This window comes from Mycobacterium kubicae, from assembly GCF_015689175.1.
GTDB lineage: Bacteria > Actinomycetota > Actinomycetes > Mycobacteriales > Mycobacteriaceae > Mycobacterium > Mycobacterium kubicae.
This window is the reverse complement of record NZ_CP065047.1, coordinates 3,009,460-3,032,810: the sequence shown is the minus strand read 5'-3', so window position 1 is coordinate 3,032,810 and position 23,351 is coordinate 3,009,460. Positions and strand designations below refer to the sequence as shown.

The following is a 23,351-nucleotide window of genomic DNA, read 5'->3' as shown; positions in this document are numbered from 1 at the left end:
AGCGGGCATAGCTAGTGCCATGACTGACGACCCCGGCCAGGCGGCACGTGAAAACCCGGAGAAGGACCCGTCGCAGTGGGTGACCGGTGACGAACCGATGACCGGTCCGCAGCGCAGTTACCTGAACACATTGGCGCGGGAAGCCGGCGAGGATCCTCCGGACAACCTCACCAAGGCGCAGGCGTCAGATCTCATCGACAAGTTGCAAGAGCGTACGGGAAGGGGCCAGGGATGACTGTGGAGGCGCAGGACGTGCGGCGATTGCTCGACTCTGCCGAGGACGATGCGGTGCTGGTCCTCATCGAGGGCCGTACCGAGGTCCTCACGCCGGCCCAACTGGAGTCGGACGACTATCGCGGGGCGATGCAGATCGCGACGCGTCAGGACGTGCTAGCTCGGGTCGGCGGCACGGAGTTGTCCGAGCGTGAACTGGCCGAGCAGGCCGAAGATCTCGACACGGCGGTGCGCAATCTCGGCGGCTAGCTTCGCTGCGTGGTAAGCGGCGTAGCGAGCCGCCTCAGCACGCTTCGTCTATGACTGCCTCAGGCGAGAGCTGTTCGTAAGGATCCAAAGCCTGGGCAGCGCTGGTCAGCACCGTCAGTACGTCACTGAGCCCGCAAGCTTCCACGATTCGACAGACCGACGGTTGCAGGCTGACCAGGCAGAGTTCGATTCCGCGTTCGCGGCAGCGGTGGGCCTCGTCGGCCAACGCCTCGAAACCCGAGCAGGAGATGAAATCGACGCTGTTGACATCGACTATGAAGGGCTGCTGCGGGTCGACGAACGCCGAAGCCTCGCGGAGTAGCAGCCGCCAGATGTGCTCGTTGCAGGCGTCGATCTCACCGCCGGCATAGACGATCACCGCCGAGCCGACGCCTTGCACGGCGGCCCGCAGCGTGCTGTTCTGGGCACCGAGCTCGGAGACCAGGCGCGTGCTCAACCGCAGGTGGGCGGGACGCAGATCAGTAGGGGCCAGGCTCACGGCACGCTCCTCGGTCGACCAGTATTCTCAAACCTTCGACGGCCGTCCTGCTTTCTTGAAGACAGGCTGCGGTGGGCAGAATTCTTTTCACATAAGTCGACCGTAAACGCCGTTTCTAAACCGATTTGAGACCTCGATGTGTTGTTGGTGTTCGGTGGCCGCGACCCAGGTGGCGGTGGCGGGTCACCCCCGTCCGGTCCGGCCGCGGGCGCGTTGCATCGATTAGCTGGTCGAACTATCATCTGGACACATGTCCAGTTTCCTCTCGCGGCGGTCGCGAGCGCGTTGATGGCGACGGAATGGGGGGCGCTTGTGCCCGGCCTTTCGTGGGCGGATAGAAGTTGAGTATGCGAATTGCCCTGCTGTCCTACCGGAGTAAGACCCATTGCGGCGGACAGGGTGTTTACGTGCGCCATCTCAGCCGCGGTCTGGTGGAGCTCGGGCACGACGTCGAGGTGTTCTCCGGCCAGCCTTACCCGCAGCTGCTTGACCCGCGGGTGCGCCTGACCAAGGTGCCGAGTCTTGACCTGTACCGCGAACCCGACCCCTTCCGGGTGCCGCGGCCCAGCGAGATCCGCGACTCGATTGACCTGTTGGAACTCGCCACCATGTGGACGGCCGGCTTCCCCGAGCCCAGAACGTTCACCCTGCGCGTCGCCCGGCAACTCGCCGCCCGCCTCGCCGACTTCGACATCGTTCACGACAATCAGAGCCTGGGCACCGGGCTGCTCAAGATCGCCGGTCAGTTACCGGTGGTGGCCACCGTGCACCACCCCATCACTCGGGACCGGGTACTGGACCTCGCCGCCGCGCGGTGGTGGCGGAAACCGTTGGTACATCGGTGGTACGGATTCGCCACCATGCAAAAGCAGGTGGCGCGCCAGATCCCCGAGTTGTTGACGGTCTCGTCGTCGTCGGCCGCGGACATCGTCACCGACTTCGGTGTCTCGCCAGACCAACTGCACGTGGTGCCGCTGGGCGTCAACACCAACCTCTTCAAGCCCGGTCCGCTGCCCCGCCAGCGCGGGCGCGTGATGGCGATCGCCAGTGCCGACACCCCGCTCAAAGGAGTCAGCACGCTCTTGCACGCCATCGCGCGGCTGCGGGTCAACCGCGACCTGGAGTTGCGTCTGGTCGCCAAGGTCGAACCCAACGGCCCTACCCACAAACTCATCGCCGAGCTGGGCATTTCCGACATCGTCCACATTTCCAGTGGTCTGTCTGACGCGGACCTCGCGGCCCTGTTCGCGTCGGCCGAAGTGGCCTGTATTCCCTCTCTCTACGAGGGCTTTTCGCTGCCGGCGGTGGAAGCCATGGCCAGCGGCACCCCGATCGTCGCCAGCCGGGTGGGCGCGTTGCCCGAGGTCTTGGGGACCGACGGCGCCTGTGCCGAGCTGGTGCCACCGGCGAACGTCGACGCCCTCACCGAGGCGTTGGGCGGACTGCTCGATTCGCCGGAGAAGCGCGCCGACCTGGGACGCGCGGGACGCGACCGGGCCGTCAACGTCTTCAGTTGGGAGGCTGTGGCCGCCCAAACCGTGCGGGTATATGAGCGGGCGATCGCGCGAAAGGCCGCCATGGGAAGTCAGACGCAGTGCTGACAATCGATTTCGACCGGTTGGCCATCGGACCGGCAACGCGTGTCATCGACGTGGGCTGCGGCGCCGGCCGGCATGCGTTCGAGGCGTACCGTCGCGGCGCGGATGTAGTCGCGTTCGACCGCGATGAGCCCGAACTTCGCGCGGTGGACACCATTCTGCGGGCCATGGCTGAGGCCGGTGAGGCACCGGCCGAAGCATCGGCAACGGTTGTGTTGGGTGACGCGCTCAGCTTGCCCTACGCCGACGAGACGTTCGACTGCGTCATCGCCTCGGAGATCCTCGAGCACATCCCGCACGACGACGCCGCGATCGCCGAGCTCATCAGGGTCTTGAAAGTCGGTGGCACGCTGGCCATCAGCGTGCCGCGATGGCTGCCGGAGCAGGTCTGTTGGCTGTTGTCGGAGGAATACCACAGCAACGAAGGCGGCCATGTGCGGATCTACCGGGCCAGTCAGTTGCGCGACAAATTCACCGGATACGGACTGGAACTGACCCACACACATCACGCCCACGCTTTGCACTCGCCGTTCTGGTGGTTGAAATGTGCTGTGGGCGTGTCGCATCCGGATCACCCGGCGGTGGCCGCGTATCACAAACTGTTGGTGTGGGATCTGATGCAGCGGCCGAGGATCACCCAGGTGGCCGAGTCACTGCTCAATCCGCTGGTGGGCAAGAGCGTGGCGATGTACTTCACCAAGCCGGCTGCGACCGAAGTTTCGGCGACGTTGGGAACTTCAGTTGCGTCGGGGTAGCGCGCCGGCGGTGCCAGGCGTCGTCAGCGCCGAGCAATGCCGGCAGACCGCCCTGTCCATCGCCGCCGCACAGGAGACCTCGGGCGCCATCCCGTGGTTCGAAGGTGGTCACACCGACCCGTGGGATCACGTGGAATGCGCCATGGCGCTCACCACCGCCGGACTGCTGGAACCCGCACGCGCGGCGTTCGATTGGAGCCGCCGCACGCAGCGGCCCGACGGCTCGTGGCCCATCCAGTTGCGGGCCGGAGTCGTCGAAGACGCCAACAGCGACAGCAACTTCTGCGCCTACATCGCCGCAGGCGTCTGGCATCACGTGCTGGTCACCGGTGATCACAGGTTCGCGCGGACTATGTGGCCGACGGTGCAGAAGGCGATCGATTTCGTCATCGACTTGCAGGTTGGGTACGGCGAAATCTGTTGGGCCAGAAGCGAAGCCGGCCCCCTGCGGGAAGCATTGCTGACCGGGTGCGCCAGTATCTTTCACAGCATCAGGTGTGCGCTGGCACTTGCGGCTCTGATCGGGGAACCGCAGCCCGAATGGGAACTGGCTCTGGGCCGGCTGGGGCATGCCATCACCGAGCATCCCGAGGCGTTCACCGAGAAGGACCGCTACTCGATGGACTGGTACTACCCCATCCTGGGTAGTGCGCTGCGCGGTCCGGCGGCCGCCACCCGAATCAAGCAGCGCTGGGGGGATTTCGTGGTCGGTGGTCTTGGTATCCGCTGCGTTGTCGACCGGCCCTGGGTGACCGGTGCGGAAACGTGTGAACTCGTCATGGCGCTCGACGCGATCGGACTGCGACCGGCCGCGCACCGGCAGTTCGACGCGATGCAGCACCTGCGCGAACACGACGGCTCATATTGGACGGGTTTGGTGTTCGCCGACGGGAAACGCTGGCCCGAGGAGCGCACCACCTGGACGGGCGCGGCCATGATCTTGGCTGCCGACGCGCTGTCGGACACCACACCGGCCAGCGGGCTGTTTCGCGGTGATGGTCTACCGGTGGGCCTGCAAGACGACTTCGATTGTGAGTGCCTCACCACTAGCCGCTGACGTGAATGTGCTCACCGATCGTTCCGCCGGTGCGTTCCAGAACGCGTAGCGAGCCGGTCACCCCCACCTCCTGGAACTGCCCGGAATCGATTGCGCGGCAATAGATGTAGTATGGCGGTCGGCCGCCGTCCCTAGGGTCTGGGAAGACGTCGTGGATGACCAGCGCCCCGCCGGTGCGCACCCACTTCGCCCACCCCTCGAAGTCCTGTGTGGCGGCGGCTTCAGAGTGCCCGCCGTCGATGAACAGCAACTGCAGCGGTGAGCGCCAGGCGCGTGCGACGACCGGTGACTTACCGACGATCGCGACGACGTGGTCGTCGAGGTGGGCGGCGTCCAGTGTGCGGCGAAACGTGGGCAACGTGTCGAAGAGTCCGGTGACTTCGTCGACCATCGAGGCGTCGTGGAATTCCCAGCCGGGCTGATGTTCTTCGGATCCATGGTGATGATCGACGGTGTAGAGGACACTGTCGGTTTCCTGAGCCGCTGCCCCGAGGAGCAGGGTCGATTTGCCGCAATAGGTACCGATCTCGACACCGACGCCGCCGTCGAGATAGCGCACGGCGGCTTCGTACAGCGCTCGTCCTTCATCGTCTGGCATGAAACCTTGCACCTGTTCGGCGAGGGAGAAAAGGCGCTGTGTCGAACTCGCATACTGGCGCGGCATCCGCCCAACCTATCCGGTCGCCACCGCAGCGGATGCGGGCGCTCCCCAATCTGGTTCAGCCGCGTTTACCCGTGCCGGTAGGGGTTATACCCGACGGGGGCGAGCGCCTTGGCTCATCGCTGCCGGTGGGCGGGCAGTCGGTGGGCGGGCCGCCTCACAGACCCGAAAACTAGTTCAGCGCTTGACATTTCATGTGACACGTGGGCAGGCGGAAAGGAACGACAATGCCATTTCCAGAACAGCAGCAAAACGTCCCGGGCGTTCAGGCGCAGATGGACCCGGTGCCTGACTGCGGAGAAGAAAGCTACACCGGTTCGGGAAAGCTGACGGGTAAGACCGCCATCATCACCGGCGGCGACAGCGGGATCGGCCGTGCGGTGGCGATCGCCTACGCCCGCGAAGGCGCGGACGTGCTGATCGCTTACCTGAACGAAGACGAAGACGCGCGAGACGTCGCCCGCTACGTCGAGGAGGCCGGTCGCAAGTGCGTGCTGGTGGGTGGCGACCTCTCCGACCCCCAGCACTGCCGCGCGGTCGTCGACCGTGCCGTCTCGGAATTCGGCAAGATCGACGTGCTGGTCAACAATGCCGCCTTCCAGATGACGCACGAGAGCCTGGACGAGATTCCCGACGAGGAATGGGAGCACACCTTCAAGCTGAACGTGGGGGCGTACTTCTACCTGGCGAAGGCGGCTCTGCCGCACATGGCCCCCGGCTCGTCGATCATCGGTAGTTCCTCGGTCAATAGCGACTCCCCCAGCCCGACGCTGGCTCCCTATGCAGCCACCAAAGCCGCGATCGCGAACTTCTCTGCAAGCCTGGCTCAGCTGCTCGGCCCAAAGGGCATCCGGGTCAACAGTGTGGCGCCGGGTCCGATCTGGACACCGCTCATCCCGGCGACCATGCCGACGGAGAAGGTGAAGAACTTCGGCGACGACACGCCGCTGGGCCGGGCCGGCCAGCCGGTGGAACTGGCTCCCGTCTACGTACTGCTGGCTTCTGACGAAGGCAGCTACATCTCCGGGGCGCGCATCGCGGTAACCGGCGGCCGGCCAATCCTCTAGAGGATTGCCGCCGCGAGATCGACTGTGCGCCAGGGCCTTTCACGGTGAACCCACGGCGGGATCTGAGCGATATTCCCGCCGTGGGTTCACAGTTCAATCCGTGAGCGCCCGCTCGAGGCGGCCTCAGCCGTGGGGCGCCTCGGAGATCTTGCTGTCCGGCTTGCCGACCGTCTGGCAGTAGGTGGTGACCGACAACCGGGTCGCGGAGAGTTCGATGTTGCTCGGGTCGGCCCCGCTCTTGTCCTTGAGCATCTTGCTGATCTCGGAGTTCTGCTTGTTCTCGTCCTGCGACGTGAAGTCCTTGCACTTGGTGTCGCCGCCGGTGTTGATGACCTTCGACGCTGAACATCCACTGAACAGCAGCGCGGCGATCGCGAGGGTCGCGGGCACAATCGGCTTCATCGTTGGCCTTCCTTGACTGGGCATAGTTATCTGTCTGTAGACCGCAGCGTCGAGTTCCAAACGCCGCCGCCAGCCATGGCCTGCGCCGATGAGTTTTGTGCGCGCCGCCGGTCATACCTGGCAAGGTCCTATATCGATAGCGAAGGGGATGCCATGTCCACTGCCCTGCCACCCGTGGTCGATCACCAAACATGGCGCGCAGCCCTCGACGACCTACGCAAGCGGGAGAAGGCCGCGACCCGCGAACTCGACGCCATCGCCGCCCAGCGCCGCCGCCTGCCAATGGTGGAACTGCCCGACTACACGCTGATCGGCGCCGACGGGCCCGTCCGACTGGTCGACGTGTTCGACGGTCGCTCGCAGCTGATCGTCTACCACCACATGTGGACCGACGGTGCCGAGTGGCAGTGCCCCGGGTGCACCGGCTTCACATCGCAATTCACCCGACTGGAGGTCCTCGACAACTACGACGCCCGGTTCGTCATCGTCACGACAGGACCGATCGAGGAGGCGCTCGCCTACCGAGAAAAGGTCGGCAACCGGATGCAGTGGTACTCGTCGTCAGAGAGTCCGTTCGCCGCAGACATGGACGCACCGCCCGGTGGCGGTTTCGGCGTCAACGTTTTCCTGCGCAACGAAGACACCGTGTACCGCACCTGGCACACCGCCGGCCGCGGTACCGAACAGCTCAGCTACACCTTCGCATTGCTGGACATCTTGCCGTGGGGACGCCAGGAGGAATGGCAGGACTCGCCCGACGGTTGGCCGGCCCGACCGACGTACTCGGGTTGGCCCGAATCGCCCGACATCGCCCGCGCCTACGGGCAACAAACTCTTGACTGAGTCCAGATAAGTAGGTCATATTGACCAGGTGTCCTCGGCACCGGACTACGCAGAGCAACTGCGACTAGCCGACTTACGAGTGACCCGTCCCAGAGTCGCCGTGCTGGAAGCTGTGCACGCACATCCTCATGCCGACACCGACACCCTGTTCTCGGCCGTGCGAATCGGCTTGCCCGAGGTCTCCCGGCAAGCCGTATACGACGTCCTCAACGCGCTGACGGCGGCCGGATTGGTCCGCCGCATCCAGCCCTCCGGACTGGTCGCCCGCTACGAATCTCGCGTCGGCGACAACCATCACCACGTCGTGTGCCGGTCGTGCGGCGTCATCGCCGACGTGGATTGTGCGGTCGGCGAGGCGCCGTGTCTGACGCCGTCCGACGACAACAACGACTTGGATGGCTTTGTTCTCGACGAGGCCGAGGTCATCTACTGGGGCTTGTGCCCCAATTGCTCGACTGCCGGATCACAGCCGTGATCACAGCCCATCAATCACATCGGAAGGAAAGCTGTGTCAACTGAGTCGCAGAGCCGCCCGCCCCACGAGGACACCAAGACGGCGAGTAACAGCGAAAGCGAAAACCCGGCAATCTCCTCCCCCAAACCGAAATCCGGTGCGCCCCGGACCAACCGGGACTGGTGGCCCGATCAGGTCGACCCGTCCACGCTGCATCCGCACTCCCCGCAGGCCAATCCGCTCGGCGACGACTTCGACTACGCCGAAGCATTCGCACAGCTGGACGTCGAGGCCCTCAAGGCGGATGTCATTTCGGTGTTGACCACCTCGCAGGACTGGTGGCCGGCCGACTACGGCCACTACGGCGGCCTGATGATCCGGATGAGCTGGCACGCCGCGGGCACCTACCGCATCTTCGACGGCCGCGGCGGCGGCGGCCAGGGCATGCAACGCTTCGCCCCACTGAACAGTTGGCCGGACAACGCCAACCTGGACAAGGCGCGCCGCTTGCTGTGGCCGGTCAAGAAGAAGTACGGCAGCAAGGTGTCGTGGGCGGATTTGCTGCTCTTCGCCGGCAACGTCGCCCTGGAATCCATGGGATTCCAGACGTTCGGGTTCGCCTTCGGCCGCGAAGACGTCTGGGAGCCCGAAGAGATTCTCTTCGGTGAAGAGGACACCTGGCTGGGCACCGACAAGCGTTACTCCGGTGAGCGGGATCTGGCCCAGCCCTACGGCGCCACCACGATGGGCCTCATCTACGTCAATCCCGAAGGCCCCGAAGGCAAACCGGACCCCGTCGCAGCAGCACGGGACATCCGCGAAACCTTCGGCCGGATGGCGATGAACGACGAGGAAACCGCGGCGCTCATCGTCGGTGGACACAGCTTCGGCAAGACCCACGGTGCCGGAGACGGTGATCTGGTCGGCCCGGAGCCCGAGGGCGCCCCGATCGAGCAGCAGCAGCTGGGCTGGAAGAGCTCCTTCGGCACCGGCAAGGGCAAGGACGCCATCACCAGCGGCCTGGAGGTCGTCTGGACCTCCACGCCCACCAAGTGGGGCAACGGGTTCCTGCAGAACCTGTACGGCTACGAGTGGGAGCTGACCAAGAGCCCCGCCGGAGCCTGGCAGTTCACCGCCAAGGACGGCGCCGGTGCCGGCACCATCCCCGATCCGTTCGACGGTCCTGGGCGCGCGCCGACCATGCTGGTCACCGACGTGGCGCTGCGGGAAGACCCGATCTACCGCGAGATCACGCGGCGCTGGCTGGACCACCCCGAGGAGCTGTCCGAGGCGTTCGCCAAGGCCTGGTACAAGCTGCTGCACCGCGACATGGGCCCGATCAGCCGCTACCTGGGACCGTGGGTACCCGAGCCGCAGCTGTGGCAGGACCCGGTGCCCGCCGTCGACCACGAACTGGTCGACGAGCAGGACATCGCCTCGCTGAAGAGCAAAGTGCTTGACTCCGGCCTGTCGGTTCCTCAGCTGGTCAAGACGGCATGGTCGTCGGCGTCGAGTTTCCGCCGCACCGACAAGCGGGGTGGGGCCAACGGGGCGCGGGTGCGGCTGGAGCCGCAGCGCCGCTGGGAGGTCAACGAGCCTTCGGAGCTGGACAAGGTGCTGCCCGTGCTGGAGCGCATCCAGCAGGAGTTCAACGACTCGGCCTCTGGTGGCAAGAAGATCTCGCTGGCTGACCTGATCGTGTTGGCCGGTTCGGCGGCGGTCGAGAAAGCGGCCAAGGACGCCGGGTACGAGATCAACGTGCACTTCGCGCCCGGGCGGACCGACGCCACGCAGGAGAACACCGATGTCGAGTCGTTCGCGGTGCTCGAGCCGCGAGCCGACGGGTTCCGCAACTATGCGCGTCCCGGGGAGAAGGCGCCGCTGGAGCAGTTGCTGATGGAGCGCGCTTACCTGCTGGGCGTGACAGGGCCGGAGCTTGCCGTGCTGGTCGGCGGTTTGCGGGCGTTGGGCGCCAACCACGGCGGCTCCAAGCACGGGGTCTTCACCGACAAGGTGGGGGCGTTGACCAACGACTTCTTCGTCAACCTGCTCGACATGAGTACCGAGTGGAAGCCGTCGGAGACGGCGGAGAACGTCTATGAGGGCCACGACCGGGCCACCGGTGAGCAGAAGTGGACGGCCACCGCCAATGACCTTGTCTTCGGGTCCAACTCGGTGCTGCGCGCCATCGCCGAGGTGTACGCGCAGGACGACGCCAAGGGCAAGTTCGTCGAGGACTTCGTCGCGGCATGGGTCAAGGTCATGAACGCCGACCGGTTCGACATCAAGTAATCGCAGCCGACACGAACACCGCTCCGCGCACCCCATCGGTGTGCGGGGCGGTCTTCGTTACGGGGTCGGCAGCAGCGCGCCGACCGCCGCGAGCGTGGTGGTACGCGTCGGCGACGACGGAGTCGGTGAGGTCGTGGGACCGCACGCCGACACCAGCCAGGTTGTTGCCACCATCAGCACGGCCAGTACCAGAGTGCGCGGGAAAGCAGCACTCACCGATTGAGGTCCCACTGCCCGAAATCGGCGGCCAGGACATCGTCCACATCTACGCGGATACCGTTGAGAACCGGACCCTCGATCACGCCCTGATACAGCACCGCCGCGGGCTCGCGTTGGCCATTCGACCAGGCCTTGGTCTGCCAGGCCCAGCGATGCCCTGCGGTGGTCGAGCGGCCGATGACCCCGTCGTTGATCGCCCACCCACAGGCCTGGGCGTGTCCATAGATCCCGGTGCGATCCACGCCGAGAACCGAATTGATGCCCCGGAACCACTGCACGGCCGGGCCATTCCAGGTGTTGCTGTCGATATTGTCGTCGACACTGAAGAAGATCGGCGCAGCAGGCGGTCCACCCGCAGCGGCGTGCAACTGCTGAGCCGTTTTCGCGTCTGCGACGCCGCCGTCGAAACCGCGGGTGAAGTCCGACGGGTCTGGCCAGCCGGGTTTGCCGTACTGGAAGTTGCTGACGATGTGCAGGCCAGCGGCCCGCAGCGCGTCGGCGTACTGGCGGGTGATCGGTTTTGCCTCGAAATTTGCCCCCGGCCGCGACATGGAGACGTAGTTGACCACACCGTCGTACCCGGCGGCTTTGATCTCCTCGGGCGGAATCGTCCGCTCGGCGAAATCGATCAGCCTGGTGGCGGCGGCCGATGCGCTCGGTGCGCCAATGGCAGCGCCCACCGCTCCCAGCAGAATCGGTGCCATAGCGAACTTGAACGCGTCGCGTCGCGAAACGGCGCCATGGCCACCCGGCGCAGCCCAATCATGCACGGCGCGATGGTAGCAATCAGTGCACCACCGATCGCAGCCAATAGTGGTCTAGCCGCGCTTGAGCTGCGCTTTGGCCTCCTTGACCCGCTTGGTGGCGGCCCGGCTGGCCTGACGGGCTTTCTCGTAGCTGCTCTCGGCGTTCGTCGCCGCACGCTCGGCTTGCCGAAGGGCCGCAATCGCCTCATCGCGGCGTTCACGGGCCTGCGCGCGTTCGGCGTCGCGCTCGGCCAGCACGCTGTCGGCTTCGGCCTTGGCGCGCTCGGCGGCGGCGACGGCCGCGCGCAGCTTCTCCAGTTCTCGACGTGCGGCCGCTGCCTGCTGGTCCGGCGCCCGGTCGGGAGCCGACTTGGGCTCGTCTGTGCGCCGTTGCGTGCGGCCCGGCGCCGCTACCGGCACCGCATCGCCGAACCCGCCGAACCCCGACCAGCGTTCGGCCTTGGTCAACCGCCCCAAGCGCTCGCGTACCTCCGGGTCAGCGATCGCGGCTTGAAGTGAGCCGGTCACGTCGTCGCGCAGCGTCGCCGACGGGTTGTCCACGTCGGCGTCCTTGAGTGCGGTGCGGGTGAGTTCGTTGATCAACCGGTGTTGCTCGGCCGACAGGTCGCGGATGCGGTCGCCGTCCATCGCAGCGTGCGCGGCGCGCAGGTCGTCACCCAGCTCGGCCAGCCGCGCTTTGACGTCGTTGTGTTGCAGGGCCAGGCGGTTCACAATCCACGCCGCGGTTGTCGGCTTACGCGCGCCGGAGATCCGCTTGGCGGTGTCGGCGTCGCCGCGCTTCTTCGCGGCGGCTGCCAATTTCGTCCGCTGCGCGGTGAACTCGTCGGGCTGCGCCGAGTACAACTGGTCCAGTTCGTCGTCGGCCATGACGCCATGATCTCAGCCCGGTGAGCAAAGCAACTGTTTCGCGACGCACCCGCCGGGCAACTTCATGGACAACGCTGTCGTAACTCGACAATGCCTCCAAGTCAACCCAAGGACCTCGAACTCGATGACGCCTAACTTCAAGGCCCCGACCACCCGCCGACGATTCGGCCACCCCTGGCAACGTCGGCTGCTGCTGAGCCTGCTGGTGGTGCTCGGAGTGGTCGGCGGGGTTCAGCTCGCCCTGTTACCGCGCTGCCACGGCGCCAACTGCACCCCTGCGATATCGAAACCATCTGGGCCGGCGCAGGTGTCGATCAAACCCGGTCCCAACGCGCATGACGTCCAGCCGGTGACCCCCGTGGAGGTGAAAGCCGAAACCGGGACCTTGGCCGAAGTTCGCATGGTCAACGACGTCGGCCGACAGGTCGACGGTGTCATGACTCCCGACAACACGGTCTGGAAGCCGACCGTTCCCTTGGGGTACGGACGGACCTACACCCTGACGGTGACCAGCCGCGGCCCCAGCGGCCTTGACACAACCCAGGTTTCGTCGTTCTCCACACTGCGCCCGTCGAACCAAACCAAGGTCTCCTTCACCATGACGTCGGAGGCGGCTCTGCATGAGGGCGGCACCTACGGTGTCGGGACGGTGGTGGTTGCTCACTTCGATGAGGAGATCAGTGACCGCGCGGCCGCCGAGCGACAACTGCAAGTGACCACCAACCCATCGGTGCCAGGGTCCTGGTTCTGGGTCGACAACCAAAATGCGCACTGGCGTCCCGAGCATTACTACGCACCGGGCACCACGGTGACCGCGGAAGCGAAGATCTACGGAATCGGTTTGGGCAATGGCCTATTCGGCCAGGAAGACAGCCGCGTGTCGTTCCGGATCGGTGATGCGCACGTTTCCATCGCCGACGACACGACCAAGATGGTCAGCGTCTTCAACAACGGCGCTCTGGTGCGCACCATGCCGACCTCCATGGGCATGGGCGGCACGGAGACGGTCGGCGGAAGGACTTTGACATTCTGGACGCCTCCGGGCGTCTACACGGTGCTGGACAAGGGCAATCCCGTCATCATGGATTCCTCGACGTTCGGGCTGCCCAAGAACTCCCGCCTGGGCTACCGCGAGGTCATCAACTACGCCACCCGTATCAGCATCGACGGTATCTACCTGCATCAGCTGGACTCGACGGTCTGGGCGCAGGGCCATACGGACACCTCGCACGGCTGCCTGAACCTCAACGGTGACAACGCCAAATGGTTTTATGACTTCTCGATGCCCGGGGATGTGGTCGAGGTCCGCAACACCGGCGGACCGCCCTTGACCCTGGCGCAGAACGGCGACTGGACGCTGAGCTGGGACCAATGGCGCAAGGGCAGCGCCTTGCAACCGGCGTCGTGAGCCGCAGCGGCGAGATTGCGATCACTCGGAATCCAAGACACTGCTGGTAGGCGAGTCGCCCTGCTGGGCGACCGCCTAGCGACCCCTGACCTGGGGTAAGAGGTATCGCATGGCCATCCACAACCGCAGGACACGATGAACTATGCGAGTAGAGATCATCGAAACGTCCAGTTTGGGCGATCGCAGTTACGTGGTGGTCGATGACGACGCGGTGGTGGTGATCGATCCGCAACGTGACATCGATCGGGTGCTGGAATTGCTCGGAGACAACGCGCGGCGCATCACCCATGTGCTCGAGACGCACCTGCACAACGACTACGTGACGGGTGGACTCGAGTTGTCCCGGGTGACCGGTGCCGAATACGTCCTCCCACGCGGTGACGATGTCGGATACCCTGCGCGGCGGGTCCAGGACGGCGACACAATCGACGCGGGCAGCTTCACGTTGCGCGTCATCCATACGCCCGGCCACACGCGCGAACATGTCAGCTACGCCCTCAGGGACGCCTCCGGTCGAACGGTCGGTGTATTCACCGGTGGCTCAATGCTTTACGACACAACTGGTCGCACGGACCTGCTCGGCCACGACCACACCCACGATCTCAGCGTCGACCAGTATCGGTCGGTGCGCCGACTCGCCGCCGAACTCCCCGCTGACGCGCAGGTGTATCCCACCCACGGCTTCGGCAGCTTCTGCTCGGCCGACGCCTCCGGCCGTGACTCGTCGACAGTGGGCGAACAGCGCAGCAGCAACCCGGCGTTGACCAAGGACGAGGAAACCTTCGTCGAGGAGTTGATGAACAACCTCTCGGCCTATCCCGCTTACTACGAACATATGGGCGTCATCAACCGCAACGGGCCTGAGGCGGTGAGTCTGTCGGCGCCGGTCCCGGTGGACCCGGCCGAATTGCGGCGCCGCATCGAAGCCGGCGAGTGGGTGGTGGACCTGCGGTCGCGAACCGCCTTCGCCGCCGGCCACCTGGGCGGGTCGTATGGCTTCGAATTGTCCGACTCCTTCGTGACATACCTCGGCTGGCTTTACGCCTGGGGGCAACCGCTGACCTTGATCGGTGACGATGCCGACCAGATAGCGACCGCCAGAAGAGAGCTCGTGCGCATCGGGGTGGATGAGGTACGCGGGGCGGCCAGCGGTGACATTGAACAGCTCGCCGGTGATGCAGGCCTACGCTCCTATCGCGTGGCCGATTTCGCCGCGTTGGTGGATGAAATCCGTCGTCCCGACGTAGCCGTCCTCGATGTGCGCCGCGACGACGAATTCCGGGACAGCCACGTGCTCAAGGCCATCAACATTCCGATCCACGAGTTGGCCGGCCGCCTCGACGAGCTGCCCGACGCCGAGATCTGGGTGCATTGCGCCAGTGGGTACCGGGCCTCGGTTGCGGCGTCCATCCTCGACAAGCACGGACGATCGACCGTTCTGGTCGACGACAAGTACGCCGCCGCTGAGGAACTGGGACTGACCGAGACGGGCAGCCAGTAGGAAAGCGAGCCGCCTAGCCGGCTTTCGACGCGGTCGAGCGGAGTTGGGAAACCACGGTCTTGGCATCCGAGGTGGCCCCGCGGTTGTAGGGCAGCTTGGACAGCGCCGACGCCATCCAGCAGGTGTTGCTCACCGCGGCAAAAGTCAGCCCGCCACCGATGCCGGCAGCAAGCCACTTGAGTTGCGGAACCGCGACGCTGCCCAGCACCGAGGAGAGCACAATCGACCCGGCAACCAACCGCACCTGACGCTCGATGTCCCACCGCTGCCCAGCACGGTCGACGGTGAACCCATTGCTCTCCCAGTCGACGATGCCCTTATCGAGGACCCGAGCCGACACCAGCCCCGACTGGCGCAACAGCTCGGAGGCCTGCGACGAGCGCTGACCCGACTTGCACACCAGCACAATGTGGTCATCCAGGTGCTCGACAATCTCTGCGCGGTGCTCGCGCAGCACATCCAGGGGCACATTGAAGGAGCCGGTGATGTGTGAGGTCTCGAACTCCGCGGGGGTGCGCACATCGATCACACGTGGCGGCTTGCCCGACTCGAGTAGCTCCTTGAGCTCGAAAGAACTGATGTTGGTTGCAGCGTTCATTGGCGGTCTCCCTCGACAGACGATTGGGCTGTCTCGGTACCGATACCCCTTACTCACGACTCGGTGATGCTTTGAATCGCCCGGACTTTTTCCCAAGCATCGCTACCATCTTCGTGTGCGCGCATTGCCCGACCGGAAGTCGTTCACCGTTGGCGCGGTACTGGCTGCCGTTGCGCTGCAGCTCACCGGCATAGTGCTGCCGGCCGGGATGCCGGGCTCGGTGCGGTCGGCCGCCGCGGCGAGTTGCCCCCAGGTCGAGGTGGTTTTCGCCCGAGGCCGTTTCGAATCGGCCGGACCAGGAGTGCTGGGCAATGCCTTTATCAATTCGCTGAGCTCCAAGATCGGTGGCCGCAGCATGGGCACGTATGCGGTCCGGTATCCGGCTGACACCGAAATCGACATTGGCGCCAACGACATGAGCCGGCACATCCAGAACACCGTCAACAACTGCCCGAACACCCGCATCGTCTTGGGCGGCTACTCCCTGGGCGCCGCGGTTACCGACGTGGTCCTTGCTGTGCCCATGTCCGCGTTCGGTTTCGACAGCCCCCTGCCGGCCGGCACCGACGAGCACGTCGCCGCGGTCGCCTTGTTCGGCAACGGAAGTCAGTGGGTCGGGCCGATCACCAACTTCAACCCCATCTACAACGACAGAACGATCGAGCTGTGCCACGGTGCCGATCCCGTCTGCAACCCCGCCGACCCCAACACGTGGAAAGAGAACTGGCCGCAACACCTCGCGAGCGCGTATGTCGATGCGGGCATGGCCAATCAAGCCGCCGATTTCGTCGCGAGCAAGCTCTAGCCGAACCGGTTTCGCACAGCTACACCGCGGAGGAGCCCGGGCGGCTTCCGCTGTAGCGTCTGCAGGCAGCGGCGGGCAGCGACCAACCCGACCAGGGTCAACGCCTGCCTGCCCAGCGCCATCCGACTGGTTCTGCGCTTCCAGCTTCGCGGCGTGGACGCCGCTCGGCGCCCAGCGTGATAACCGGTGCCCAATGCAGCGACCAGTGCCAGGAATACCGCGACCGCAGTCATGCAATGAGCTTCGTCGGTCGCGGTCGCGAGATGGTCACGCACAAGACACACCTCGGCGCCGGGGTGCGGAACACAACGGCGATTACGGCGCATACAAACCTAATACAATCACGGTGAGTTTAGCCCTTGCTAATCCCGGGTTAGGGCGCAGTAGGCGGCGCATTCACATGATGTTTATTTAATTCATGCTGCGCGAATTACTTCACCGAGGCTGGATGTGCGAGCTACCGGATTGGCGACAGCAATCGTTCGCGCACCGGACCCAGTGAGCGCGCGGCAACGTCGCCATGACGGTGACCCGCGGGACATCGCCCGGCGCGAACGGCCGTGCAGCGACGCCTGATGTCCGTATAGCACGCTGCCCTGACAGGAAAAACCCCTGGTGAGGGGCGCAAGATGGGCCCGGGTCATCGTGTTGGCGGCGACCGTTGGGTTAGCCGATTGGGGAGCCTCGAGCACACGGTTATCGATGCAATGCACCGCGCGCAGCGCAAAGCGCTTAACCGCGCCGTTCTCTGTGAAGATCCGATGAAAAAATCAACATGAGTGTTGAACAAACCCAAAGATCAGGCGACTGCGGTCGAATCCGCGCTTTGAATCGCTCGGCGGCAACTTTATAGCGTCTATATCAACACGGCACATCGGAGTGTTGACCCAAGAACCACTGTCCCCGAAGGAAGACCCATGTCTTACGTCAAGACGTATCCGGAGATTGTGGCCGCGGCGGCCAGCAATCTTCAATCGATCGGCGCCGCGCTGAGCGTTGGTAACGCCGCTGCGGCGGGGCCCACCACCGGCGTCGTGCCCGCCGCCGTAGATGAAGTCTCCATTCTGACCGCAGCGCAGTTCGCCTCGCACGGTGCCCGGTTCCAAGAACTGAGCGCCCAAGCGGCCAGGATTCAGGCGGCGCTGGCCGCCACCTTGGCCACCAGTGCGGGTTCCTACGCGGAGACCGAAGCGGCTAACGCCGCGGCCGGCCTCTGACTCTGACTCACCAAGGCAAGGGGAGAACAAGCAATGGTTGACTACGGCCTGTTGCCGCCTGAGCTCAACTCGGCGCGCATCTACGCGGGCCCGGGGGCAAGCTCGCTTCTCGAGGCCGCGGCGGCGTGGAGTGGGTTGGCCGCAGACCTGCAGGACGCCGCCTCCGGTCACACCTCGGTGATCGAAGGGCTGACCACCGGTCCCTGGCTCGGGCCGGCGTCGGCGTCTTTGGTCACCGCTGTGAGCCCCTTCATCCAGTGGCTGAGCACCAGCGCTCAGGAGGCTGCGAACGCCGCGACTCAGGCGAGCGCGGCGGCAGCCGCATACGAGACCGCGTTCGCTGCTACCGTCCCGCCGCCGTTGATCGCCGCCAACCGGGCACTGCTGTCGCAGTTGGTCTCCACCAACATCTTCGGGCAGAACAGCCCGGCAATCGCCCAGACCGAAGGTCAGTACGCCGAATTCTGGGCTCAGGATTCGCAGGCGATGTACACCTATGCGGCCCGGTCGGCATCGGCGACACAGCTGGCCGAGTTGCCGGCGCCCGCCGAGGTGGTGAACCCGTTGGGAGTAGCTGACCAGGCGATTGCTGTTCTCAAGGCGCAGGGCCAGGCGGTCCAGACGCAGCTGAACAACATCGGTGCCCAGGTGGTGCCGCGGTTCAGCGACATCTTGAAGACCCTGTCGTCGCCACTGAACGGTCAAGGCACGGCGATCGACCAGTGGATCATGGCCAACACCCCGTTCGACGACATCGTCCCGCTCTACAGCAAGTACTTGTCGCCGTACGTCAACTCCCTTGCCGCCATGCTTCAGGTAACGCAGTCCGTCGGTCAGAACAGCAGCGGTATCTCAGCTATCGCCAACCTGGCCAAGCCCGCGGCCTCGGCGGCCAAGGCGGCAGAAGGTGCGGCGTCAGCGGCCGGGGCGGCCGCATCCAGCGCCGGGCAAGCAGCGAGCAGCGCTGCGGGCAACCTCGGGGGCGTGGCAGCCGGCCTCGGCAAGGCCATCCCGATCGGGGGTCTGTCGGCACCGGCGAACTGGGTGCCCTGGCATGCCACGACCAATCCGGGCATAGCCAGCGCGATTCCGGCGGCCGCCGAAAGTTCCAACAGCTTCCCGATGGCTCCGCCGTTCGGACAGTTCGTCAACGGAGGCGGTTACGGCCGCAATCAACCGATCTACGGGTTCAAGCCGTCGGTCATGGCGAAACCGCCGGCCGCCGGTTAACGGGCTGATCACCGCTGCGGCTGCTGGCTGGCCAGCACCGGGCTCAGGGGGATAAATCGCATGGTTGACTATGGCTTGTTGCCGCCCGAGATCAATTCCGGGCGCATCTATGCCGGTCCAGGCGCGGGTCCGCTTCTCGCCGCCGCGACGGCATGGAGCGGATTGTCCGACGACTTGCAAGCCGCCGCGGCGGGTCATCAGTCGGTGATCGACGGATTGACCAGCAACATCTGGGTGGGCCCGGCGTCGGCGTCGTTGGTCGCCGCCGTGACTCCGTTCATCGCGTGGCTGCAGAACAGCGCCGAGGAAGCCGCCGAGGCGGCAAGCCAGGCTTTCGCGGCCGCGGCCGCCTACGAGGCGGCCTTTGCGGCGAGCATCCCGCCGCCCGTTATCGCGGCGAACCGCGCACTGCTGGCGGTATTGGTCGCGACGAACTTCTTCGGGCAGAACACCCCCGCCATCGCGGCCACCGAGGCTCAGTACATCGAGTTCTGGGCCCAAGATGCAGCGGCGATGTACAACTATGCGGGCAACTCGGCCGCGGCGACGCAGCTGGCCGAACTGCCGCAACCGGCCGAGGTGGTGGACCCGGGCGGCCTGGCCGATCAGGCGATCTCGGTCTTGCAGGCCCAGGGCCAAGCCATCCAAGGGCAGCTCAACGCGCTGGGGGCTCAGCTGATGCCGCGGGTCGGCGACATTTTGAAGACGTTGTCGGCGCCCCTGAACGGCCAAGGCACGGCGATCGACCAATGGATCATGGCCAACACACCGTTCGATGACATCGTCCCGCTCTACACCAAGTACATCTCGCCCTACGTCAACTCGATCGCGGCGTTCGAGCAAGGGACGATCGGTTTCGCCAACGAATCCGCCGGCTTCACGGCCTTGCTGAATCTCGCCAAGGACGTGGCTCCCGCGGCCAAAGCCGCTGAGGACGCGGCGCAGGCCGCCGGGCGAGCCGCTGCCGGCGTAGCGGGGAAGCTCGGCGGCAGTGTGGGCGGCGTGGCGGCGAATCTGGGCAAGGCGGTCCCGATCGGTGGCTTGTCTGTGCCGGCGGGCTGGACCACGGCCAATGTCCCCACCACCTCGGGGGTGGCAGGTCTCGGCAACGCGACCGCTATCCCGGCCGCCGCAGAAGGTGCCGCCAAGAATCTTCCGATGGCTCCATCACTCGGCCGATTTGTCAACGGCAGTGGCGGCCGCAAGCTTCCGTCGTACGGGTTCCGGCTGACGTTCATGACGAAGCCACCCGCCGCCGGCTAGCAACCGCCGCAACGCTCGGAAATTTAACCAGCTTCGCGGTGGCTGCTATGGTGCCTTGCTAATGCCTGAAATGGATCGTCGCCGCATGCTTTTGATGACGGGCCTGATGACCGGCTCCGCCGCATTGGCCGCGGCTCCCCTGCCGAAAGTCCACGCCTCGCCCCGGCCATTGGACCGCGGACCCTTGCCGGCCGCGCCCAGCGGTACCTCCGGAAATTACATCTTTCACGACGAGTTCGACGGGCCGGCCGGCTCGGCACCCGATTCGTCGAAATGGACGGTGTCGAAGGCCCGCGAGACGATCAAGGACCCAACCTACTGGGAGTTGCCCGAGCACGTCGGGCAATACCGAGACGACCGGCAGAACGTCTTCCTCGACGGCAATTCCAACCTTGTCATCCGTGCCGCCAAGGACGGCAACACCTACTACGGGGGCAAAATCTTCAGCCCGTGGGAGGGCGGCATCGGCCACACCTGGGAAGCCCGTATCAAGTTCGACTGCCTGACGGCCGGCTGCTGGCCTGCCTGGTGGCTGGGCAGTGACAACAACGGCGAAATCGACATTGTCGAGTGGTATGGCAATGGCAGCTGGCCTTCGGCAACGACTGTTCACGCGAAGGCCAACGGCAGCGAGTGGAAGACGCACAACATCTCGTTGGACAGCGCCTGGCATACCTGGCGAGTCCAGTGGGACGACGCTGGCATGCGCTTCTGGCAGGACTACACCGACGGAGCCCAGCCCTACTTCACGGTCGCGACGAACTCGCTGGCGGATTGGCCGTTCAATAATCCCGGCTACAAGGTCTTCCCGGTGCTCAACCTAGCGGTCGCCGGATCCGGCGGTGGCGATCCGGGCCCCGGAACCTACCCCGCGCAGATGCTCGTCGACTACGTGCGCGTCTGGTAGGGCCAGCGCACTAGGAGCCCCTCATTTCGGGTTCTGTCGCCATTCGTTGATCTTGCGACTCAGGGAATCGGCGGCGCTGGTGGCAGCACGGCCCACACCGTCGACCAAGCCACCGAGCCCGTCGCGAATGCCCTTGATCAGCGGGTCGTCTGACTGATCGAAATTGTCCCGATAGTGTCGGGCCGCCTCGCCCATGTCGTCGGTGAACGAGGCGTTGTCATCGTCGAGGCGTCGTGGGTAGTCACCGGCGAGTACCTTGCCGTAGCCGCCGGTGTCCACCCATTGGGTGATGGCGGCTGCGCGCAGGACCGAGAACGGGTGGGTCTGCAATTCGAGGTTGAGCAGCTTGAGCACTCCGTCGCGCATGTCTCCGGATCGCTCATACTCCCGGGCCTGGGCGAGAAAGGCTTCCGAGTCCAGCTTGTCGAGCCGGTCACCGCCGGCCAGTTTCATCTCCACTCGAATCGCGGTGTCCAGATCCTGCACGCAAAGCAGGCCGGCTCGGTCACCCGACAACTCCGATTTGCGCTGCCACTCCAGCAGCGCGGCGACAATCGCTCGCAACGCCCAACCCCCGACCGGGACAAATCCGAGTGATCCCGCCAGCCGCATCAAATGCATCATCATCGTGCGGTACACCGCGTGGCCGGACAAGGCGTGGCCCAGTTCGTGGCCGATGACGAATCGCATTTCGTCGTGCGTCATCAGGTCATACAAGCCCGAGGTGAGCACTATGAAGGGCTGATCCATTCCGATCGTGTAGGCATTGGCGATGGGCGACTGCACAACGAACAGCTCCGGTTTGTGCGTCGCGTCCAAGACGTCGACGCACTCATCGAGCAGCGCGTCGAGATCACCGAACTGGCGCGGGCCCACGCGGGCCGCGCTGGCCAGATAGAGCAGTCGGTGCTGACGCTCCCGCAGCATGTTGGACAGCAGTTTGAGCATCTGGTCGAAGCCCTTGAGTCGGCGCATCGCCGATAGGGCGGTTCGGTCCGCCGGATGCTCCCAGGCGCGAGAACTAATCTCCGGGAAAACAGCCCGGTGTGTGGCGGGCGGCTGAGCCATCTGTGCTCCCCTCGGTGGGCCGCATCAGAATACGAGTTGAACGCCCAACCAATGGCGCGAGCTTCGCGCCGATCCGACTGCGCGAAGTAAACAATCGTTCGCAGCGAACGCCGGGAAAGTGTCGAGAAAAGATTTAGGCCGGGGCGTCGGCGCTCGAGTAACCGGAGAACTCGCGTCCACCGGCGCGCAATTCACCTGCCATTGCGGCGCGCTGCCGGCCGACAAACGAGGGGTGGCGTCGCATTGCAGCCTGCAGCTGACGCTCACGCCGTTGCGCTGCAGCCCAGAGGGGGTGCGATTGGAGATAAATCACGTTGGCCCCTGCTTCATTCGCCACGATTGTCAACTCCTCTCGGTCATGCAATGCCACGCTCGGTTGATCAGCTCTGTGATCGAGGATTCCCAGCAAAGCTGTGATCAAACCGTGTCTGAAGATGAGAATTTGCCGTGAATTCGAAATCAGACGCTTACATCGCTGAGATAGCCGAATCGCGTGTGGCTCTCTGGCACCGATCCCGTTCATTTGGTCAGCAGAGCCACTGCACTCCACGGCCTGCGGCCGGGATGTCGCGGGTCGGGTTGGGGCAACCACGCGGCAAGACGCATGGAGAAGGGCAGGCGACGAAATCGGTGCGCCGCTCCCAGCAGCGCTTCGGTCTCGAGCACCCGCCAGCCCAGCCTTTCGAAGAAGGCCAAACCATTGTCGGGGGCGAATTTGAAGGGTGCGTTCTGCCGCATCCCAGCCATCTTCTTGTTCATCATTCGTTTCAGGCCTGGCCCGCCGAAGTCGAGCATCCACCACGTGACCTCGGGGCGTTGGATCGCTTGAGAAAGTGCGACGACGTCGCGCTCGTCGAGGTACATCAGCAGGCCTTCGGTCAACACCAGCGCTTTGCGCGAGCCGTCGAGCGCATCATCGAAGAAGGCGTCGCGGGCGGCGGGGTCAGCCAGGTCGACGGCGGTGCGGACTAACCGGCATCGTGGCTTCTGATCGGCCAGCAGCTGGGTCTTCTCCGATAGCAGCGGCGGCAGATCCGCCTCGACCCAGGTCAGGTCCGCGGGTAAATCGAGGCGATACGGCCGAGTGTCCAGTCCTGCGGCCAAGTTCAACACCCGGTCGCAACCGTTGGCGATCGCCTGGGCGATGGTGTCGTCGATGATCTTGGTGCGGGCGACGAGCCACCAACCATTGCGCGCCGTGCGCGGTACGTGAGCGACGATTGCCTGACCCTGCGCACCGGCAAGACGCGCGGCCAGCGGATCGCTGAACAAGGCGTCCGGGCGTGCGGACTCCGTGGCGCGGTGCAGAGCTGTCCACCGTGCGGTGTCAGAAACATGGGTGATGACGTGTCCCGTACCTGCCATAGCTGGGTTATAGCACCGCGGTATG

Annotated in this window: 26 protein-coding genes; 16 read left to right on the top strand and 10 right to left on the bottom strand. The window is 65.1% G+C overall.

Going from position 1 to position 23,351, the window contains the following annotated elements:
* Window positions 1-19: 19 nt before the first annotated feature.
* On the top strand, window positions 20-235 hold the full coding sequence (locus I2456_RS14225; protein ID WP_085074203.1) for a DUF3072 domain-containing protein: 216 nt from the start codon (window positions 20-22) through the stop codon (window positions 233-235).
* Window positions 232-483, top strand: coding sequence for a hypothetical protein (locus I2456_RS14220; protein WP_068033180.1), 252 nt, complete (start codon window positions 232-234; stop codon window positions 481-483). Before I2456_RS14225 ends, I2456_RS14220 begins: the two co-directional genes overlap by 4 nt.
* Window positions 484-517: 34 nt before the next feature.
* Here the strand turns inward: I2456_RS14220 and I2456_RS14215 are convergent, their stop codons facing one another.
* Window positions 518-982 (bottom strand): anti-sigma factor antagonist, encoded by a 465-nt coding sequence (locus I2456_RS14215; protein WP_068164346.1) that lies wholly within the window; start codon window positions 980-982, stop codon window positions 518-520.
* A 347-nt stretch (window positions 983-1,329) separates the two neighbouring features.
* On the opposite strand from I2456_RS14215, the gene I2456_RS14210 reads away from it, so the two are divergent.
* The 3 genes from I2456_RS14210 to I2456_RS14200 are packed head-to-tail and all read left to right on the top strand — an operon-like array spanning window position 1,330 to window position 4,392.
* A complete protein-coding gene (locus tag I2456_RS14210; protein ID WP_068164342.1) occupies window positions 1,330-2,583 on the top strand; it encodes an MMP alpha-(1->4)-mannosyltransferase in 1,254 nt (417 codons plus the stop codon).
* Window positions 2,577-3,335: a class I SAM-dependent methyltransferase gene (locus I2456_RS14205; protein WP_085074204.1), complete on the top strand. Its 759-nt coding sequence runs from the start codon at window positions 2,577-2,579 to the stop codon at window positions 3,333-3,335. Before I2456_RS14210 ends, I2456_RS14205 begins: the two co-directional genes overlap by 7 nt.
* Window positions 3,322-4,392 (top strand): MMP endo-(1,4)-3-O-methyl-alpha-D-mannosidase, encoded by a 1,071-nt coding sequence (locus I2456_RS14200; RefSeq protein WP_085074205.1) that lies wholly within the window; start codon window positions 3,322-3,324, stop codon window positions 4,390-4,392. The genes I2456_RS14205 and I2456_RS14200 overlap by 14 nt, the downstream gene beginning before the upstream one ends.
* Here the strand turns inward: I2456_RS14200 and I2456_RS14195 are convergent.
* The gene (locus tag I2456_RS14195) at window positions 4,382-5,056 is read right to left on the bottom strand and encodes a class I SAM-dependent methyltransferase (RefSeq protein WP_068033185.1); all 675 of its coding nucleotides are present in this window, start codon (window positions 5,054-5,056) and stop codon (window positions 4,382-4,384) included. The two genes, I2456_RS14200 and I2456_RS14195, sit on opposite strands and share 11 nt — an antisense overlap.
* Window positions 5,057-5,280: 224 nt before the next feature.
* On the opposite strand from I2456_RS14195, the gene I2456_RS14190 reads away from it, so the two are divergent.
* A complete protein-coding gene (locus tag I2456_RS14190) occupies window positions 5,281-6,120 on the top strand; it encodes a glucose 1-dehydrogenase (protein WP_085074206.1) in 840 nt (279 codons plus the stop codon).
* A 123-nt stretch (window positions 6,121-6,243) separates the two neighbouring features.
* Here I2456_RS14190 and I2456_RS14185 read toward each other — a convergent pair whose 3' ends face one another.
* Window positions 6,244-6,522, bottom strand: a complete 279-nt coding sequence (locus tag I2456_RS14185; RefSeq protein WP_068033187.1) for a hypothetical protein — start codon at window positions 6,520-6,522, stop codon at window positions 6,244-6,246.
* Window positions 6,523-6,675: 153 nt separating this feature from the next.
* Between I2456_RS14185 and I2456_RS14180 the strand changes: the two genes are divergently transcribed.
* The 3 genes from I2456_RS14180 to katG are packed head-to-tail and all read left to right on the top strand — an operon-like array spanning window position 6,676 to window position 10,111.
* Window positions 6,676-7,365 carry a DUF899 domain-containing protein gene (locus I2456_RS14180; protein ID WP_085074207.1) on the top strand — a complete coding sequence of 230 codons (690 nt, stop codon included), beginning with the start codon at window positions 6,676-6,678 and terminating at the stop codon, window positions 7,363-7,365.
* A gap of 28 nt (window positions 7,366-7,393) precedes the next feature.
* Window positions 7,394-7,840, top strand: a complete 447-nt coding sequence (locus tag I2456_RS14175) for a Fur family transcriptional regulator (protein ID WP_068164330.1) — start codon at window positions 7,394-7,396, stop codon at window positions 7,838-7,840.
* 33 nt (window positions 7,841-7,873) lie between these two features.
* Window positions 7,874-10,111: a catalase/peroxidase HPI gene (katG, locus tag I2456_RS14170; protein ID WP_068164326.1), complete on the top strand. Its 2,238-nt coding sequence runs from the start codon at window positions 7,874-7,876 to the stop codon at window positions 10,109-10,111.
* Window positions 10,112-10,168: 57 nt separating this feature from the next.
* Here katG and I2456_RS14165 read toward each other — a convergent pair whose 3' ends face one another.
* The 3 genes from I2456_RS14165 to I2456_RS14155 are packed head-to-tail and all read right to left on the bottom strand — an operon-like array spanning window position 10,169 to window position 11,964.
* Window positions 10,169-10,327 carry a hypothetical protein gene (locus I2456_RS14165; RefSeq protein ID WP_163703840.1) on the bottom strand — a complete coding sequence of 53 codons (159 nt, stop codon included), beginning with the start codon at window positions 10,325-10,327 and terminating at the stop codon, window positions 10,169-10,171.
* Window positions 10,324-11,100 carry a DUF1906 domain-containing protein gene (locus tag I2456_RS14160; protein ID WP_068164321.1) on the bottom strand — a complete coding sequence of 259 codons (777 nt, stop codon included), beginning with the start codon at window positions 11,098-11,100 and terminating at the stop codon, window positions 10,324-10,326. The genes I2456_RS14165 and I2456_RS14160 overlap by 4 nt, the downstream gene beginning before the upstream one ends.
* 48 nt (window positions 11,101-11,148) lie before the next feature.
* A complete protein-coding gene (locus I2456_RS14155) occupies window positions 11,149-11,964 on the bottom strand; it encodes a hypothetical protein (RefSeq protein ID WP_085074209.1) in 816 nt (271 codons plus the stop codon).
* A gap of 124 nt (window positions 11,965-12,088) precedes the next feature.
* Between I2456_RS14155 and I2456_RS14150 the strand changes: the two genes are divergently transcribed.
* Both I2456_RS14150 and I2456_RS14145 read left to right on the top strand, forming a co-directional pair.
* Window positions 12,089-13,372: a L,D-transpeptidase gene (locus tag I2456_RS14150; protein WP_085074210.1), complete on the top strand. Its 1,284-nt coding sequence runs from the start codon at window positions 12,089-12,091 to the stop codon at window positions 13,370-13,372.
* Window positions 13,373-13,514: 142 nt separating this feature from the next.
* Window positions 13,515-14,873, top strand: coding sequence for an MBL fold metallo-hydrolase (locus tag I2456_RS14145; protein WP_085074211.1), 1,359 nt, complete (start codon window positions 13,515-13,517; stop codon window positions 14,871-14,873).
* A 13-nt stretch (window positions 14,874-14,886) separates the two neighbouring features.
* On the opposite strand, the gene I2456_RS14140 is transcribed toward I2456_RS14145, so the two are convergent.
* Entirely contained in the window at window positions 14,887-15,471 is a 585-nt protein-coding gene (locus I2456_RS14140) for a rhodanese-like domain-containing protein (protein WP_085074212.1), read from the bottom strand.
* Window positions 15,472-15,679: 208 nt separating this feature from the next.
* Here I2456_RS14140 and I2456_RS14135 point away from each other — a divergent pair, with 208 nt between their 5' ends.
* Complete coding sequence (locus I2456_RS14135; RefSeq protein WP_116645869.1) at window positions 15,680-16,276, top strand: cutinase family protein; 597 nt, start codon at window positions 15,680-15,682, stop codon at window positions 16,274-16,276.
* Here the strand turns inward: I2456_RS14135 and I2456_RS14130 are convergent.
* Complete coding sequence (locus tag I2456_RS14130; protein WP_085074330.1) at window positions 16,273-16,509, bottom strand: hypothetical protein; 237 nt, start codon at window positions 16,507-16,509, stop codon at window positions 16,273-16,275. The two genes, I2456_RS14135 and I2456_RS14130, sit on opposite strands and share 4 nt — an antisense overlap.
* A gap of 684 nt (window positions 16,510-17,193) precedes the next feature.
* On the opposite strand from I2456_RS14130, the gene I2456_RS14125 reads away from it, so the two are divergent.
* The 4 genes from I2456_RS14125 (at window position 17,194) to I2456_RS14110 (ending at window position 20,893) form a co-directional block, all read left to right on the top strand.
* Window positions 17,194-17,493, top strand: a complete 300-nt coding sequence (locus I2456_RS14125) for a PE family protein (RefSeq protein WP_068033197.1) — start codon at window positions 17,194-17,196, stop codon at window positions 17,491-17,493.
* Window positions 17,494-17,526: 33 nt separating this feature from the next.
* Entirely contained in the window at window positions 17,527-18,723 is a 1,197-nt protein-coding gene (locus tag I2456_RS14120) for a PPE family protein (RefSeq protein WP_068033198.1), read from the top strand.
* Between the two features lie 60 nt (window positions 18,724-18,783).
* On the top strand, window positions 18,784-19,986 hold the full coding sequence (locus tag I2456_RS28900) for a PPE family protein (RefSeq protein ID WP_085074214.1): 1,203 nt from the start codon (window positions 18,784-18,786) through the stop codon (window positions 19,984-19,986).
* 61 nt (window positions 19,987-20,047) lie between these two features.
* A complete protein-coding gene (locus I2456_RS14110) occupies window positions 20,048-20,893 on the top strand; it encodes a glycoside hydrolase family 16 protein (protein ID WP_085074215.1) in 846 nt (281 codons plus the stop codon).
* Between the two features lie 21 nt (window positions 20,894-20,914).
* On the opposite strand, the gene I2456_RS14105 is transcribed toward I2456_RS14110, so the two are convergent.
* Window positions 20,915-21,961 carry a M48 family metallopeptidase gene (locus tag I2456_RS14105; protein WP_068164296.1) on the bottom strand — a complete coding sequence of 349 codons (1,047 nt, stop codon included), beginning with the start codon at window positions 21,959-21,961 and terminating at the stop codon, window positions 20,915-20,917.
* Window positions 21,962-22,480: 519 nt separating this feature from the next.
* Complete coding sequence (locus I2456_RS14100; RefSeq protein WP_068033202.1) at window positions 22,481-23,326, bottom strand: class I SAM-dependent methyltransferase; 846 nt, start codon at window positions 23,324-23,326, stop codon at window positions 22,481-22,483.
* Between the last annotated feature and the right edge of the window lie 25 nt (window positions 23,327-23,351).

Excerpts from the sequence above, each read along its gene's own strand:
- I2456_RS14225 (WP_085074203.1), top strand. The coding sequence starts at position 20 with ATGACTGACGACCCCGGCCAGGCGGCACGTGAAAACCCGGAGAAGGAC.
- I2456_RS14220 (WP_068033180.1), top strand. The coding sequence starts at position 232 with ATGACTGTGGAGGCGCAGGACGTGCGGCGATTGCTCGACTCTGCCGAG.
- I2456_RS14210 (WP_068164342.1), top strand. The coding sequence starts at position 1,330 with ATGCGAATTGCCCTGCTGTCCTACCGGAGTAAGACCCATTGCGGCGGA.
- I2456_RS14195 (WP_068033185.1), bottom strand. The coding sequence starts at position 5,056 with ATGCCGCGCCAGTATGCGAGTTCGACACAGCGCCTTTTCTCCCTCGCC.
- I2456_RS14190 (WP_085074206.1), top strand. The coding sequence starts at position 5,281 with ATGCCATTTCCAGAACAGCAGCAAAACGTCCCGGGCGTTCAGGCGCAG.
- I2456_RS14185 (WP_068033187.1), bottom strand. The coding sequence starts at position 6,522 with ATGAAGCCGATTGTGCCCGCGACCCTCGCGATCGCCGCGCTGCTGTTC.
- I2456_RS14180 (WP_085074207.1), top strand. The coding sequence starts at position 6,676 with ATGTCCACTGCCCTGCCACCCGTGGTCGATCACCAAACATGGCGCGCA.
- I2456_RS14155 (WP_085074209.1), bottom strand. The coding sequence starts at position 11,964 with ATGGCCGACGACGAACTGGACCAGTTGTACTCGGCGCAGCCCGACGAG.
- I2456_RS14150 (WP_085074210.1), top strand. The coding sequence starts at position 12,089 with ATGACGCCTAACTTCAAGGCCCCGACCACCCGCCGACGATTCGGCCAC.
- I2456_RS14145 (WP_085074211.1), top strand. The coding sequence starts at position 13,515 with ATGCGAGTAGAGATCATCGAAACGTCCAGTTTGGGCGATCGCAGTTAC.
- I2456_RS14140 (WP_085074212.1), bottom strand. The coding sequence starts at position 15,471 with ATGAACGCTGCAACCAACATCAGTTCTTTCGAGCTCAAGGAGCTACTC.
- I2456_RS14135 (WP_116645869.1), top strand. The coding sequence starts at position 15,680 with ATGCCGGGCTCGGTGCGGTCGGCCGCCGCGGCGAGTTGCCCCCAGGTC.
- I2456_RS14130 (WP_085074330.1), bottom strand. The coding sequence starts at position 16,509 with ATGACTGCGGTCGCGGTATTCCTGGCACTGGTCGCTGCATTGGGCACC.
- I2456_RS14125 (WP_068033197.1), top strand. The coding sequence starts at position 17,194 with ATGTCTTACGTCAAGACGTATCCGGAGATTGTGGCCGCGGCGGCCAGC.
- I2456_RS14120 (WP_068033198.1), top strand. The coding sequence starts at position 17,527 with ATGGTTGACTACGGCCTGTTGCCGCCTGAGCTCAACTCGGCGCGCATC.
- I2456_RS28900 (WP_085074214.1), top strand. The coding sequence starts at position 18,784 with ATGGTTGACTATGGCTTGTTGCCGCCCGAGATCAATTCCGGGCGCATC.
- I2456_RS14110 (WP_085074215.1), top strand. The coding sequence starts at position 20,048 with ATGCCTGAAATGGATCGTCGCCGCATGCTTTTGATGACGGGCCTGATG.
- I2456_RS14105 (WP_068164296.1), bottom strand. The coding sequence starts at position 21,961 with ATGGCTCAGCCGCCCGCCACACACCGGGCTGTTTTCCCGGAGATTAGT.
- I2456_RS14100 (WP_068033202.1), bottom strand. The coding sequence starts at position 23,326 with ATGGCAGGTACGGGACACGTCATCACCCATGTTTCTGACACCGCACGG.